Source organism: Pseudosulfitobacter sp. SM2401, from assembly GCF_042932805.1.
Classification (GTDB): Bacteria; Pseudomonadota; Alphaproteobacteria; order Rhodobacterales; family Rhodobacteraceae; genus Ascidiaceihabitans.
Genome location: NZ_CP170633.1, coordinates 826,470 through 839,946 on the forward strand (window position 1 = coordinate 826,470; position 13,477 = coordinate 839,946).

Genomic DNA, 13,477 nt, shown 5'->3' on the forward strand with positions numbered 1-13,477 from the left:
CCGTTCAGACCAACCCACCGTTTGCGCGTAATGTCTGTCCGTTGACCCAAGCGCCGTCCGGTCCGGCCAGAAACGACACGGCGTTGGCAATGTCGCGGGGTTCTCCGAGCCGTTCGAGCGGCACCATTTTGGCGAAACGATCGATCAGGTCTTGCGACTTGCCGTCTAGGAATAGATCGGTGGCAGTGGGCCCGGGTGCCACGGCATTGACGGTAATGCTGCGCCCGCGCAGCTCCTTTGAGAGGATGCCAGTCAGCGTCTCGATGGCTGCCTTGGTCGCGGTGTAGACCCCGTATGTCTCAAGCTTCGTGCCCACGACACTGGTCGAGAAGTTGACGATGGCCCCACCGCTTTGCAGCCGGTCCGCAGCCTCGCGTAGCGTATTGAATGTGCCTTTGAGATTGACCGCGATATGCGCGTCTAACAGGGCGTCGTCACTGTCGGCAATCTTCGCCAATTTCATGATGCCCGCATTGTTCACGAGCACATCGACACCGCCGAATGCGGTCTCGGCAGCATCGAACATCCGTCGCACAGCCTCAGCATCGGATACGTCTGCTTTGGCAGTAATGGCCTTGCCACCTGCGGCCTCGATCTTGTCGACGACGGCCGCCGCCGCTTTTTCGCTGCCGGAATAGTTTACGATGACGTTGAAGTCATCCGATGCCAAACGTTCGGCAATGGCCGCACCAATTCCGCGCGACGCGCCGGTGACAATTGCAGTTCTGGATTTTGTATCTGTCATGGTATTTCCTTTCTATTTGCCAGCCCCGTGCGGGACGTGGGCGACAGATACGTCGTTGCTGGAGCGGGATAATGGGGTATATTTTGACATCTCTATTCGCCCCGCACGAACAATGAGGATGCCATGGACCGGTTTGACGCAATGCAATTGTTTGTGCGGATCGTCGAACGCCGCAGCTTTACTGACGCCGCGCACGATACCGGGACACCGCGATCCACGGTCACGGAAGTTATCCAGCAGATGGAGCAAAGGCTTGGTGTGCAATTGCTCCACCGTACGACGCGTGTCGTGCGCCCGACTCTGGACGGGCAAGCCTACTATCAGCGATGCCTCTCGATACTTAACGACGTTGAAGAGGCCGACAGTGCCTTTGCCGGCGCGCCACCGAAAGGCCACCTTCGGATTGAGGTTCAGGGCACGCTAGCCAGACACTTTCTGATGCCGGGACTGCCGGACTTCTTGGCGACGTACCCCGAGATCGAGATTTCCATCAGCGAAAGGGATCGCTGGGTCGATCTTGTTGAGGAAGGTGTCGATTGTGTTTTGCGGTGGGGCAAGCTGCCCGACAGTGACCTCATCGTGCGGCTCTTGGGCATGGCAAAACGGATCACCTGTGCTTCGCCTGACTACCTAGAGAAATTCGGTGAACCGACTTCGCTTAGCGATCTGGAGACCCACAAAATGGTCGGCATGCGTTCGCTGACCACGGGCATCGTCAGACCCCTGCATTTTGACGTGAATGACCAAATAAAGAACGTATCACCGTCGACGCGCGTGTCAGTCACCGGCCCTGAGAGCTATCGTTTATCCACCTTGCTTGGTTTTGGACTGGCACAAATGCCGCTCTTTCACATCGACGACGACCTCAAGCACGGACGCCTCCGTCAGGTTCTGGAAAATTATATCGTCCCATCTATGCCGGTCTCGCTGCTGTATCCTCGAAGTCGTCAACTTTCAGCGCGTGTGCGCGTGTTTATCGACTGGGCGGTGCGCTCGTTTCAGAATAACAGGTTTATATAAACATATCTGATTTGGTGAAATCCAGAGCACTACAGAGCAAGCGGCGTCGACGAAGCGGCCATTCGTTTATTGCGCAGCATCGGTCAAAATGGACTCACTCCTGCCGTTAGCCACTTTGATCAGGTTTGTTGAGTGATCTGAAAAGCTCAAGATCAACTATGGCGGACAAAACCGACACTCTGCCTTTGTGTCTAAAAGTAGGCCTTTCTTCAGACGCATGAACCAAAAGGGACGGTGCGACCGTTTGCACAAATTTACTGCGAACGCGTCGTGAGTACATCCTGAAGTATCGCCTGAAATCGGGGGCATTCGAGGTGAGAGGGCGCATTGCAATCTGCGACATGATCCAGCAGGTCGGCAGTTGCTTGCAATTCTTGCGCCTGTTTGCGCAAGTTTATCGCCTGGCTTCGCAAATCGTCTCGACTGAGAGTCAAATCATCTCTCTTCGGGCTAAAGAGGGATGCGATGTCATCCAGCGAATAGCCTGCGCGTTGCCCCAACCCGATCAAGGCAAGCCTCGTCAACACGCCATCATCATATTGCCTGCGCAATCCGTGCCGACCGTCTGAAACGATAAGACCGCGTTTTTCATAGTAGCGCAGGGTTGATGGACGATATCCGCTGCGTCGCGCGACCTCTGCAATATCTATGCGGAACATATTGACTTAAACCTTGCTTCAAGTTGCAAAACTATTGCGGGGTTCATCAGAAAAGGAAAGCCCATGAATTTCGTAGAATATCTGTCTTGGGGTGCCGCTGTCGGTTTCGGCGCAACCATTTTCACTGACCTCGTCGGACTTTTGCGCCAAGGGTGGGCCGCAACAGACGGGTTTTATCGCTTGGTTGGACGTTGGATCGGATCGTTTCCAAGCGTCGGCCTCTTCCACAACGACATACGTGCGACCGCACCCGTCGCCGCAGAAGCCATACTTGGTTGGGGTGGGCATATCATATTGGGTTTGCTCTTCGGGATCGGCTTTGTCTTACTGTTCGGGATATCGGCGGTTGGCGAACCCAAAGCATGGCAAGGACTAAGCTTTGGTCTCGCAACTGTCCTAGTCCCTTGGCTGATCTTTCAGCCGCTTTTTGGGTGGGGGATTGCCGTTTCAAAAGCGCCTGAGCCATGGGAAATGCGCCTGAGAGGCATTGTCACACATGCGGTTTTTGGATTGGGATTGTGGTTGAGCGCGTTGCTGCTTGGCAATGCGCTCTAACCGTCGCGGCCATTCAGACACCTCGCAGGTAAAGCGTATCTTCGGGGCCCGTTCTGCGTGTTAGTCAGGCAGCCACTTGGACAACCATTTCTATCTCGATCTGCAGGTCAGGGCCTGCCAACGCGGCAACGCCGATGCCTGTGAGGCTTGGCTGTGCACCATCGAGAAAGCGCATGATCTCGGTCATTGCGATCTCTTGCGTCTCGGAGTTTAGGTCGGTCGCATAAATGCGCATCTGCACGATGTCATCGGTCGTGGCCTGAAGCGCCTCAAGGGCCGCTCGCAAGTTCTCAACAACAATGGCAGTTTGTTCGGCCAGCGATGCGGGCGCAGGCGCTCCGTCAGGTCGCCAAGCTACCTGACCCGACACAAAAGCCAAAGGCGCAGGGTGTGTGATGGATATTTGAGAATAACCAACCTTTCCAGCATTTGGCAGGGCGGGTGGGTTCATTCGATCGATTGCAGCGGACATGCTTTTCTCCTTTCATGGGCTGTCATGGCGAAAGACTTAGACGCTAGACTTGGCGAATAGGGTTCGCTGCAGTCACGATTTTTGCGCTACAAAGGGCCATGATGGGATCGAAGGTGAACGACATCTTACTGTTTCTCGCGGTCGTCGAGACCGGGAGCTTTGTGGCTGCTGGCAAGATGTTCGGACTGTCGCGCTCGACAGCCGGGAAGGCCATCGCACGGCTGGAGGACGGCTATGGCGCTCGGCTGTTAAACAGAAGTACGCGCGCCCTCGACTTAACCGTAGAGGGAAAACGCCTTTACGAGCATGGACAGGCCATTCGTACAGCGATCAAGGCGGCGGATGACAGCATCGCAAGCGACCGAGGCATTCCACGCGGCGTGCTCCGAGTAACTGCACCGGATGCCCTGGGACGGCGGCTGTTGTTGCCGACCGTGCGTCGTTATCTGGAAAGATGGCCAGAGACCCAGATCGAAATGTCGCTGTCGGACCGCGTCGACAATATCATTGAAAAGGGCTTCGACCTGGCGATACGGATCGGTGTGAGCACGCCCGATCAAGGGTTCATGCGCGCACGCTGCTGCGGGCGCGCATGAACTGTTAAGATGCGGGACAAAGCACCATTTCGCTGCGATTGCGCGTAGGTCCGCTAAGCGAGCTTTTTCTAAGATGAGTATTTGTTAACTGAACAAGCGACGCTAGCCGCGATTTTCACTCCAGCCACAGCCCCATATCTTTCAACATCGCATCCATGAATTCTTTGTCCGGCGTGACCATGAAAGCAGCGAGAAGGTTTCGCGCAGCTGTGAGTTCTTCAATCCTGATGTCCACTTCTGCCACCTTTTCAGAAATGATCTGGGCACGCTCCTCGCGCGAGACCGTATCGGAAAACAGCCGATCCAATGACTCAGTGAGTTCCTTTAATTTGAAACCCAGTCGCTTGGCGAGAGAGATGAGAGAAAGTCGTTCCAGCGTTGTGTCGTCATAAATGCGGTAGGTTCGGCTTCCAGCAGCCACAGGGCTAGAATGAATAAGACCGAGCGCCTCGTAATGACGCAAGCCATCCTTTGAGAGGCCGGATCGCTTTGCCAGTTCGCCAATCATCATAGCGCAACCTCATATTAGTGCTTGACTGTAGGGTATACCCAATAGGCTAAAGCTTATCCGAACACAACGAATCGGAGAGCAATATGCACGTTTTTCTTTTACCTTTTCTTCTTGCAGCAGGTGTCGCCACCGCCCAAGAGGTGCCGCCGGTGAGCGGGAGCACGCTTGATCCAAGTGCGGGTGCGAAAATAGGACCGATATTTGAAACTTGGATGTCGCCGCACCAAGAGGGCGGTGAAGAACAGGACACACCGCGTTTGGTTCCCGACGCCTTCAAATCCACCACACCCTCTGTTGACCGCGATGAGCGGCCATCACGTGGCCACGCGACCCTCGCTTTCTCGCAGGACCTCAGCACCGCCTACGCCCATATCGCGATCGAAGGCGTCAATCCCGAAGACATCGTGATGTTCCACATACATTGTGGTCGCCCGGGGCAGCTGGGACCCATCATCGTTGATTTTGGCCTGAAAAATGATCTGACCGAAGTGTTTGCCGACGGCAAAGCGTCGTTGCAAATCACCAATGAAGACATTGTTGCGGCCTCGGAACATGGCCACGGCCTTGTCGCGGCCTTTACCGCTGGATGTCCTATCACAGTGGCGGTCCCCACCGACAAAGTCGTGACTGTCGCGGGCCTCGCGCACATCGCCCATGAACGGGAGTTATACTACAATCTTCATACGTCTGGCCAAACATACTTCGGAGATATTCGAGGTCAATTGTATCCGGCTGAATGACCTGAATGTTGAAAATGAACGTCGCTGTTTTCAACCAGTCCACACCCCAATGAGATCGATAGATCCGGCATGTCCCGCCGCACCAAAATTCACCCGACACAGGAAAGGATAACCCAATGAAACTTGAGACCACTACAATAGAGTCCACCCATGAAACGTCGCGCTCCCGTCTTGGTTGGGCGATGGTCGCCCTGTTTGCGATCGCCAATTTAATCATCGGATTTAGCGCAGGCGACAGCGCCATCGGCAAGCTCGCGCCATTTATCTGTATCCTCCTGATGAGCATATTTGCCTTCGGACATGGCATTTCACGCTATAACGCCAAGACGATGGCCGCCTTTTTTCTATTCGCTTTTGCCATCAGCTGGAGCTACGAAACGCTCAGCATCCTGACGGGTTTCCCTTTTGGGAATTACCATTACACAGATGTGCTTGGGCCCAAACTGTGGTTGGTGCCCTTGCTGATCATGCCAGCGTATTTTGCAGTCTGTTACTTCTCTTGGCACATTGCGCATGTTCTTTTGGATCACTACAAGGATGGGCTGAGCGGCTCACGTTTGTTTTCCGTACCGATGGTGGCCACCTTTGTGGTGGTCATGTGGGATCTGTCGATGGACCCTGCGCGGGCAACTCTTGGTCAGACCTGGATTTGGGAAGACGGTGGCGCGTATTTTGGCGTGCCATTTTTAAACTACGTGGGCTGGCACTTGTGCGTCTACACGATCCTGCAAGCCTTCGCGTTGTATCTGAACCGAACCGACAAAGCGGTCGGGTTAACAGGGCGCAGTCATAACTTTCTGATCTTGCCGGTCATGATGTACGGCGCAATCGTGGTCGAATTCCTGAGCAAATCGGTCTTCGCCGAAGATGCCGTTGTGCAAAGTCTCGATGGTCACAGTTGGCACGCAACGGACATTTACAGCTCGCTTGCACTGGTCTCCCTTTACACGATGGCCTTCGTGACGGTGTTGGCGACCTTCAAATTGCTGGACCGACGCAGCGCGACCTGATGTTCCAGAACAGTCGATCACAGCTCAACGTCTGAGTGGATGACGTTTGCGGAATTTGAGGATAATTTTGTAGAGGGCATTTTGCAGGATGTTGCAGCTGAACTCGAATTTTTCAGAAAGATCAGGAAGCCGCCTATCGGCAAACGCATGCTTGGCTTCCCACAAACGGCCAACCCAAAGATGCCCGAAGTACGGTTGGAGAAGTTTCCGGACATTCGCGGCACTGCAGAATTCCGGCAAAGCGGGCTCGCGCCGCTCATTCGCCGCGATCAGTATGAAGGTCCGCTAAAGCAGTCAGAAGAGGGCGGCATCGCTGTTATTTGCGAGTTGAACACCGCTTAGTTGAAAAAATCCAAGTCATTGAAAAGTGGGGATGTTGAGTCTCATTAATTCAGTCCCATTAATTACGAATTCCGACATGCTATTTGAAGGAGGTTCCGACGGTTCATAAAACATTATGTGACCCTAAGTGTTTGTTTTTATTTGTCATAAGATCGATCATCGATGACGACCGTATTCTTTGGTGGGGTTGCGATAGATCGTGTGATAGTGACCCAGTCCACGAGCGTTTGCGCCTGTCCGTCGTCAGGGTTTTTGGAACCAATGGCAGCTTAAGCTAAGACAGAGTTTGGCTCATCTGGTTGGTTTGATTATGCGGCGCGTTGTCTGTGATGCAAGCGTCGCGTTTCGAGCGTCTTATGTTTGATCCTTTCTCGTTGCTGTAGAATGGCTTTGTACCGTCCGAAGTAGACATCAGACGGTGTGACGTTGCTCAGGCTCTCGTGGAAGCGCCGATGATTGTAGTGATCGACGAAGGCTTCAATCTGGGCTTCGAGATCACCGGGTAGGAAGTAGTTTTCCAGCAAGATGCGGTTCTTCAAAGTCTGATGCCAACGCTCGATCTTGCCCTGGGTTTGCGGATGATACGGCGCACCGCGCGAGTGCTTCATACCTTTATTCTGCAACCATTCGGCCAGTTCCCCCGAGACGTAGCTGGAGCCGTTGTCGCTGAGCAGTCGCGGCTTGTGGACGACATGAACTTGGTCACATCCCGACGCTGCTAAAGCCAGATCCAACGTGTCAGTGACGTCGCGGGTCCGCATATTGGTGCAAAGCTTCCACGCGATGATGTAACGGCTGTAGTCGTCCAGGATCGTGCTGAGATAGAACCAGCCCCAACCGATGATCTTCAGATAGGTGAAGTCGGTCTGCCACAGCTGATTGATGGCCGTCGTTTTGTCTTTGAACTCACTGGCGGCCTTGATCACAATGAAGGCAGGACTGGTGATCAGATCGTGCGCCTTCAAGATCCGATACGTTGAAGCCTCTGATACAAAGTAGCTTTCTGTATCTGTGAACGTCACCGCCAGTTCTCGCGGTGACAACTCTGTCTCCTTCAACGCCAGTTTGACCACCTTGCGACGCACGTCGTCAGGGATGCGGTTCCAGACGTGCTTGGGCCTGGGAGACTGGTCCTGCAGCCCAGCCTCACCACGCTGGAGGTAGCGATCATACCAACGGTAGAATGTGGTGCGGGGGATACCGAGCTTGGCGAGCGTCAGGCGGGCTGACAGGTGGCTTTCTTCGACCAACCGGATGATCTCTAGTTTCTCAGATGCAGGGTATCTCATTCGGGGTCGCCCCCACCGTCGAACATGCTTTTTTTGAGAAGACGCAGTTCCAGCGTCTGTTCAGCCACCACTTCCTTCAGATCACGGGCTTCGCGGCGCAGGTCCTTAACCTCATCTGTGTTTGCAGCACGTGCCGTATCGCCAGCTAGCCGCCGTTTGCCAGCCTCCATGAAGTCCTTGGACCATTTGTAATAGATGCCCTGTGATATGCCTTCACGGCGGCACAGTTCGGCGATGCTGTCTTCTCCACGCAGACCGTCCAGGACGATCCTGATCTTCTCTTCGGATGAATAATGCTTGCGCGTGGCCCGCTTGATGTCTTTGACGATCTTCTCGCCAGGGCTTTTGCGTGTTCCAGTTGTCTGTCTCATGTCCCACTCCTCAGTGGTTACGATGAGCCAACAACTCTCTCTTATCAAATATACCTATTTGGACCCATAAGCGCTGACGTCAGACAACCAGAACGCCAAATTCAAAGAATTGTTACAAGCTGCGAAGGAAAACCAACCTGAGAATGCCGCTCTTGGGTTGGAAAAGGTGACTATCGACACACCAGTGTATTTTGATCTCATGGAAATCATAGACGAATTTAGGCGTCTTGATATCGAAATGGTTGCAGGCCAGCGAGGCCCAAAGTCGGGGCCGCTACATGGGCAGTTTACGCGCCTTCTGATGCGGCTGGAATCTAGGCTAAACGACCGACGTTATGACCTTATTTTCAAGCCGCAGACATATAACACCAGCGCGTCCATGGATGACCTTTTTCGCAAGCTTCTTGGTGAGGAAAACTCAAATCGGAAGAAGATAGTCGTTCTTGACTTAAGCCCAGTGCCTTTCGATGTTAGAGGTTCTTTAATTTCTTTAACATTGAGATGCTTGTTTGACTTCTCTTACTGGCATAGCCGCCTTAAAGGGTCTCGCTTTCCAATCGCCATTTTTGCAGATGAAGCGCACATCTACCTGAGTGACTCAGCATCAAATCAAGCACCAAGAGAATCCGCTGAAAGGATCGCCAAAGAGGGCCGAAAATACGGGATTAGTCTCACTGTAATAAGCCAGCGACCGAGAGAGATGTCGTCCACGATCTTATCGCAGTGCGGAAGCTTCTTGTGCTTACGAATTTCGAATCCAGACGACCAATCATATGTTCGCAATCTGCTGCCTGACTCGATAAGAGGAATAACATCGATGTTCTCATCCTTGAGACGTGGCGAGGCCATCCTTATAGGCGATTCCATGATTATGCCCACGCGCATTAAAGTTGACAGACCTAACCCGGCTCCTGACAGCGCTGATGCATCATTCACGGCGTTTTGGAGCGAAGAACCCGTTGAGCTAGATGTAGCAGGTGTCTTGGGAACCTGGAGAAATCAAAAGGTTCCGCGCTAACGCTAGTACGTTTTAGAGGCAGCATTGAAAAGTTGGCTCATCGTTGAATGCAATCTCGGAGTTTAGGATGTTTGGTTTTTTCAAAAAGTTTTTGGGGAGCAAAGAAGCTTCTGATAGCGTGAACAACCACGCGACAGAAATGCAGCCGGTGGAGGTCGGTAGCGAATTATCGCCTTCTTCTGATGCTGCGGTCTGGGAAGAGATCGAGCGAGAAAGCAGAGAAAAGCTGGAACTGATGTCCGCACAGATGCCTGGGGGCGATTACTTCAAGCTACTTGAGAAGCTTCAAAGCGCAATCTCAGAGAAGAAATACTTAGAGGCTGCGGAGGCTGCCCATAAAAGTATCGCACCTCTTCAGGATTGGTTGAGCGACCCCCGAGGAGATGGGGAACGTCTGAAGCTCCGCATTCCTGCTTTGCAGCAGGGTGGTACTATGATGGCCATAACAGGAGACATCATAGGGCTTGAAAGTGTTCGCGACCTCGTGTTCGAATTTGACCACCTAGTTGAGTATCGATCCGATGCGATTAAGCATCTCAAATCTATCGATACTTTTGAACGCATTCGGCAACTCGTCACGTCGAAGCCAGGTGTGTTGCAGAACAAAATGAAAGCGGAACTCGGCGAGGAAGATGGTCGCTATGTTAGCAACCTGATTTCTTGGCTAGAGAAAGCTGGGGAGATATCGCGGATCGAGAGCGGTAAGACTTATGCGCTCCACATGGCTGAGCATTCATCCAGTTCGATCCAAACCGTCCCAAAAGAAGTAATTGCGCGCTCGCCAACTACCACGATGTCCAAAAGAAGAAATTCGCTTAACCCTCAGTCTATTTTGAACCGGACCTATCGATTTGTAGCCGTGGATGTGGAAACTGCAAATCGACAACACAGCAGCATTTGCCAAGTTGGATTGGCAATGGTGCCCGCAAGCGGGGATATCGAGACGCTCAGCATTTTGATCGACCCTGAACAAGGCTTCGAAACTTTTAACGTCGATCTACACGGCATTGATGAAGCAACAGTAAAAGACGCATCCACTTTTGAAGATATTCTTCAAATGTTGCGACCGTTGCTTGAACGCCATGTCCTTGTGCAACACAGTAATTTTGACAAGCAGGCATTCAATGCAGCTAGCAAATATTATGGTGTTCCAGAATTGAGAGCCAATTGGGTCGATAGCGTTCAGATTGCGCGGAAAGCTTGGCCGGAACTGAAAAGCAACGGTGGTCATGGCTTGGCCAATCTTAAGGTCCATTTGGACTTAGATTTTGAGCATCACGACGCTGAAGAAGATGCCCGTGCTGCTGCAGAAGTTGTGCTTCTGGCGGAGGCGGCTACCGGCAAGGATTTCTCGGAATTGGCGAAGTCCAAAAAGCAGAAGTACCAAACGTCGGTTACCATTTTGGGAAATCAGAATGGCGCACTTTACGGACATGTTGCTTGTTTTACTGGGCAATTGGCCATGTCTCGCGTTGAGGCTGCGACGTTCGCTGCCGGAGCGGGGGTCACCGTAAAAACCGGTGTTTCCAAGAAGGTAACGCTTTTGATCGTTGGTGACCAAGACTTGTCGACGTTGGTTGGTCACAACAAAAGCAGCAAACACCGACGTGCGGAAGAACTGCAACGTGAAGGCCATGAAATCAAGATCCTAGGAGAAACTGAATTTCTCAAGCTGATCGCAATCGGCTAAGTTTTGTTTTCAGGGGCCGGGATTTGCCTCGATTGCAATAACTGACAGAATAGAATGTGCCGTGGCTACAACTGACTTATCGCATAAGGTTCAATATGTTTTATGGGAATTTACCCCAACTCGGTAACTTGCGCTGAACATCTTGAGCTCAGCTAAACGCCTCTGTCTGAGCGGCGTTTCCGAGGGAATTGGCCATTCCGGACCAATTTAAGTGCTTTGTCCCGCTTCGTGACTTCGGCCAACCAGGTCCAATCCGCGTATTTGTCGCCAGTTTGACGCAAGTGCGTATAGCGCTTCAGCGAAGTCCACGACCGGTGGCCTGAGTTGGCGGCAACGTACGGAATATTGAGGCCGAGCTCGAACAGGCGTGAAACACCGTCATGCCGCAGATCGTGAAAGTGAAGTCCCTTTATTTCCAAGAACTTGCAAGCTCGCGTGAATGCAGCGCTGATAGCATCAGTCGAGTAGGGGAATATCTCGTCTTCTATTAATGGCATGGCCTCGATGATCGCCAGAGCCTGTTCCTGCAGGTCACACCAGACATCGTTGCCGATTTTTTCGCCGGGGTTCTTCATGTCCCGGACCAATATACGTTTGCCTTCCACGTCGAGATCTTTCCAGCGAATGCGGACGATCTCTTCCTGACGTCGGGTGGAAAAGATGGCAAAGGCGATAATCCTATGCATGGGGATGGACGTGGGGCGACGTCGGGAGCGGTCCAAAAAGTGCTGCATGAGTCGATCTAGTTCATCGAGCGTGGGACGCCGATTTCGTTCTCGGCTCTTGCCGGTGATACCCAGTTTGTCAGCCACTTTCCGGGCGTCTTCCATAGCCTGCGCGCTTAGTGGAAAGCCCCAGGCGGGTCTGGCGATGGAGAACACTGCACCGAGATGGGAAAGGTAGTTGGAGACTGTTTGAGGCTGAACACCGCTGTTGAGCTTTTCTCGCGCGAATTCGACGATATCGGCGCTGGTTATCGTGTCACAGTGTTGGTCCGCGATATCAAACGTCTTGATGCTCTTCAGAACCTGGGTCTTGGTCCGGCCGATCTGCTTGTTGCTTTCGCCTACATACCTGTCGATGGCATCGGCCAAAGTCGGTGTCTTCTTGCTTTTTGGTTGAGATTTGAGCGCATCAAGGGCACCGGGCCGTGCCAGGCTTTCTTCGCGGTTTTCAATCCACGCCGCAGCGGTTGATCTGCGCTCGAATGTCTGACTTTCGCGTAGTAAGACTTTACCTTGCCGCATCACTGAGATTTGAGCGAGCCAAGCTATGGTGCCATTCTTGCGACGACGCTTTATGATGGTTCCCATGATTTACAACATGGCCTTTCATTTTACAACACGTGTTGTAAATGTAGCAGATAATGGGCCTAAATGGCAAGATATCGAACATAGACAAACTTGAAAAATCGGAGCTAAGTATTGGAAAAGGCGGTAAAATCGCAGATTGGCGTAAGTAGCAGATTATCCGTGGCTCCGATGATGGATTGGACCGACAGGCATTGCCGCTACTTGCATCGGCTGCTGTCTGGTCAGGCGTTATTGTACACTGAAATGGTCACGTCGCCGGCGTTGGTGCGTGGGGGCGCATTGCATTTGTTGGATCACGATGTTGCCGAACATCCTGTGGCGTTGCAGTTGGGCGGTTCTGATCCGGTTGAATTGGCGCAGGCCGCGCGATTGGGCGCGCAGGCGGGATATGACGAGATCAACTTGAACGTCGGCTGCCCGTCAGATCGGGTTCAATCGGGCACGTTTGGTGCGGTGCTCATGCGTTCGCCTGCGGTCGTTGCGGATTGCGTCAAAGCGATGTGTGACGCGGTAGACGTTGAAATTACTGTGAAATGTCGGATTGGCGTCGATGATCAAGACCCATCCGAGGTGCTGCCAGAATTTCTTGCCCGCATTGTTGGGGCAGGGTGCGAGCGGGTCACAATCCACGCGCGCAAGGCATGGCTCAAGGGGCTAAGCCCGAAGGAAAACCGCGATATTCCACCGCTGGATTACGAACTGGTGCAGTCGATGAAGGGGCTGTTTCCGAACCTTCACATCTCGATCAACGGTGGCATCGACACGCTGGAACAGGCGCGCGGGTTTCTGGATGCGGGGCTTGACGGGGTCATGATCGGGCGCGCAGCCTATCATCAACCTTGCGACATTCTAAGTGCTGCTGACCCGATGATTTTTGGCGTGGGCGAGGTCACAACGGCTGAACAAGCCGTGCATGCGATGCTGCCCTACATCGAGGCGCACATGTCTGCGGGTGGTCGCCTAAACCAAGTCACGCGCCACATGATGGGCCTGTTTGCAGGGCGCCCCGGTGCGCGTGCGTGGCGCCGGACGCTATCTGAAAACGCGACGAAACCGGGCGCTGGGCCCGAACTGCTGTTGGCGGCAATGGATCAAGTGACGGCACTGGCACAGCAGGGCGAAGCGGTGTAGCAATTCTGGCAATAG

General features: G+C 53.1%; 15 protein-coding genes. 9 read left to right on the forward strand and 6 right to left on the reverse strand.

The window, feature by feature from the left end; genetic code table 11:
- Positions 1–4: 4 nt before the first annotated feature.
- Positions 5–745, reverse strand: a complete 741-nt coding sequence (locus ACFIO0_RS04135) for an SDR family oxidoreductase (RefSeq protein ID WP_390913861.1) — start codon at positions 743–745, stop codon at positions 5–7.
- Between the two features lie 123 nt (positions 746–868).
- Between ACFIO0_RS04135 and ACFIO0_RS04140 the strand changes: the two genes are divergently transcribed.
- A complete protein-coding gene (locus ACFIO0_RS04140; protein WP_390913863.1) occupies positions 869–1,765 on the forward strand; it encodes a LysR substrate-binding domain-containing protein in 897 nt (298 codons plus the stop codon).
- A gap of 254 nt (positions 1,766–2,019) precedes the next feature.
- Here ACFIO0_RS04140 and ACFIO0_RS04145 read toward each other — a convergent pair whose 3' ends face one another.
- Complete coding sequence (locus ACFIO0_RS04145) at positions 2,020–2,424, reverse strand: MerR family transcriptional regulator (RefSeq protein WP_390913865.1); 405 nt, start codon at positions 2,422–2,424, stop codon at positions 2,020–2,022.
- A 63-nt stretch (positions 2,425–2,487) separates the two neighbouring features.
- Between ACFIO0_RS04145 and ACFIO0_RS04150 the strand changes: the two genes are divergently transcribed.
- Complete coding sequence (locus tag ACFIO0_RS04150; RefSeq protein ID WP_390913867.1) at positions 2,488–2,979, forward strand: DUF2938 family protein; 492 nt, start codon at positions 2,488–2,490, stop codon at positions 2,977–2,979.
- A 64-nt stretch (positions 2,980–3,043) separates the two neighbouring features.
- Here ACFIO0_RS04150 and ACFIO0_RS04155 read toward each other — a convergent pair whose 3' ends face one another.
- Positions 3,044–3,451, reverse strand: coding sequence for a Rid family hydrolase (locus ACFIO0_RS04155; RefSeq protein WP_390913869.1), 408 nt, complete (start codon positions 3,449–3,451; stop codon positions 3,044–3,046).
- 98 nt (positions 3,452–3,549) lie between these two features.
- On the opposite strand from ACFIO0_RS04155, the gene ACFIO0_RS04160 reads away from it, so the two are divergent.
- On the forward strand, positions 3,550–4,047 hold the full coding sequence (locus ACFIO0_RS04160) for a LysR family transcriptional regulator (protein ID WP_390913871.1): 498 nt from the start codon (positions 3,550–3,552) through the stop codon (positions 4,045–4,047).
- A 115-nt stretch (positions 4,048–4,162) separates the two neighbouring features.
- Here the strand turns inward: ACFIO0_RS04160 and ACFIO0_RS04165 are convergent, their stop codons facing one another.
- Positions 4,163–4,558 (reverse strand): MerR family transcriptional regulator, encoded by a 396-nt coding sequence (locus ACFIO0_RS04165; protein WP_390913873.1) that lies wholly within the window; start codon positions 4,556–4,558, stop codon positions 4,163–4,165.
- A gap of 212 nt (positions 4,559–4,770) precedes the next feature.
- Here ACFIO0_RS04165 and ACFIO0_RS04170 point away from each other — a divergent pair, with 212 nt between their 5' ends.
- From ACFIO0_RS04170 to ACFIO0_RS04180, 3 genes are all read left to right on the forward strand, one after another.
- Positions 4,771–5,298, forward strand: a complete 528-nt coding sequence (locus ACFIO0_RS04170) for a CHRD domain-containing protein (RefSeq protein ID WP_390913875.1) — start codon at positions 4,771–4,773, stop codon at positions 5,296–5,298.
- Between the two features lie 116 nt (positions 5,299–5,414).
- Positions 5,415–6,308, forward strand: a complete 894-nt coding sequence (locus tag ACFIO0_RS04175) for a carotenoid biosynthesis protein (RefSeq protein ID WP_390913877.1) — start codon at positions 5,415–5,417, stop codon at positions 6,306–6,308.
- Positions 6,309–6,347: 39 nt separating this feature from the next.
- Complete coding sequence (locus ACFIO0_RS04180) at positions 6,348–6,650, forward strand: hypothetical protein (protein ID WP_390913879.1); 303 nt, start codon at positions 6,348–6,350, stop codon at positions 6,648–6,650.
- A gap of 308 nt (positions 6,651–6,958) precedes the next feature.
- Here ACFIO0_RS04180 and ACFIO0_RS04185 read toward each other — a convergent pair.
- Positions 6,959–8,310 (reverse strand): IS3 family transposase gene (locus ACFIO0_RS04185; protein ID WP_390910864.1). Its coding sequence is split into 2 segments (ribosomal slippage): positions 6,959–7,974 and positions 7,974–8,310, totalling 1,353 coding nucleotides; the frame shifts between segments, so codons are not numbered across the junction.
- Between the two features lie 109 nt (positions 8,311–8,419).
- On the opposite strand from ACFIO0_RS04185, the gene ACFIO0_RS04190 reads away from it, so the two are divergent.
- Entirely contained in the window at positions 8,420–9,328 is a 909-nt protein-coding gene (locus ACFIO0_RS04190) for an ATP-binding protein (RefSeq protein WP_390913881.1), read from the forward strand.
- A 67-nt stretch (positions 9,329–9,395) separates the two neighbouring features.
- The gene (locus tag ACFIO0_RS04195; protein ID WP_390913883.1) at positions 9,396–11,018 is read left to right on the forward strand and encodes an exonuclease domain-containing protein; all 1,623 of its coding nucleotides are present in this window, start codon (positions 9,396–9,398) and stop codon (positions 11,016–11,018) included.
- Between the two features lie 152 nt (positions 11,019–11,170).
- On the opposite strand, the gene ACFIO0_RS04200 is transcribed toward ACFIO0_RS04195, so the two are convergent.
- Complete coding sequence (locus ACFIO0_RS04200; RefSeq protein WP_390913885.1) at positions 11,171–12,331, reverse strand: tyrosine-type recombinase/integrase; 1,161 nt, start codon at positions 12,329–12,331, stop codon at positions 11,171–11,173.
- A 111-nt stretch (positions 12,332–12,442) separates the two neighbouring features.
- On the opposite strand from ACFIO0_RS04200, the gene dusA reads away from it, so the two are divergent.
- Positions 12,443–13,462 (forward strand): tRNA dihydrouridine(20/20a) synthase DusA, encoded by a 1,020-nt coding sequence (gene dusA / locus ACFIO0_RS04205; protein WP_390913887.1) that lies wholly within the window; start codon positions 12,443–12,445, stop codon positions 13,460–13,462.
- Positions 13,463–13,477: the final 15 nt, after the last annotated feature.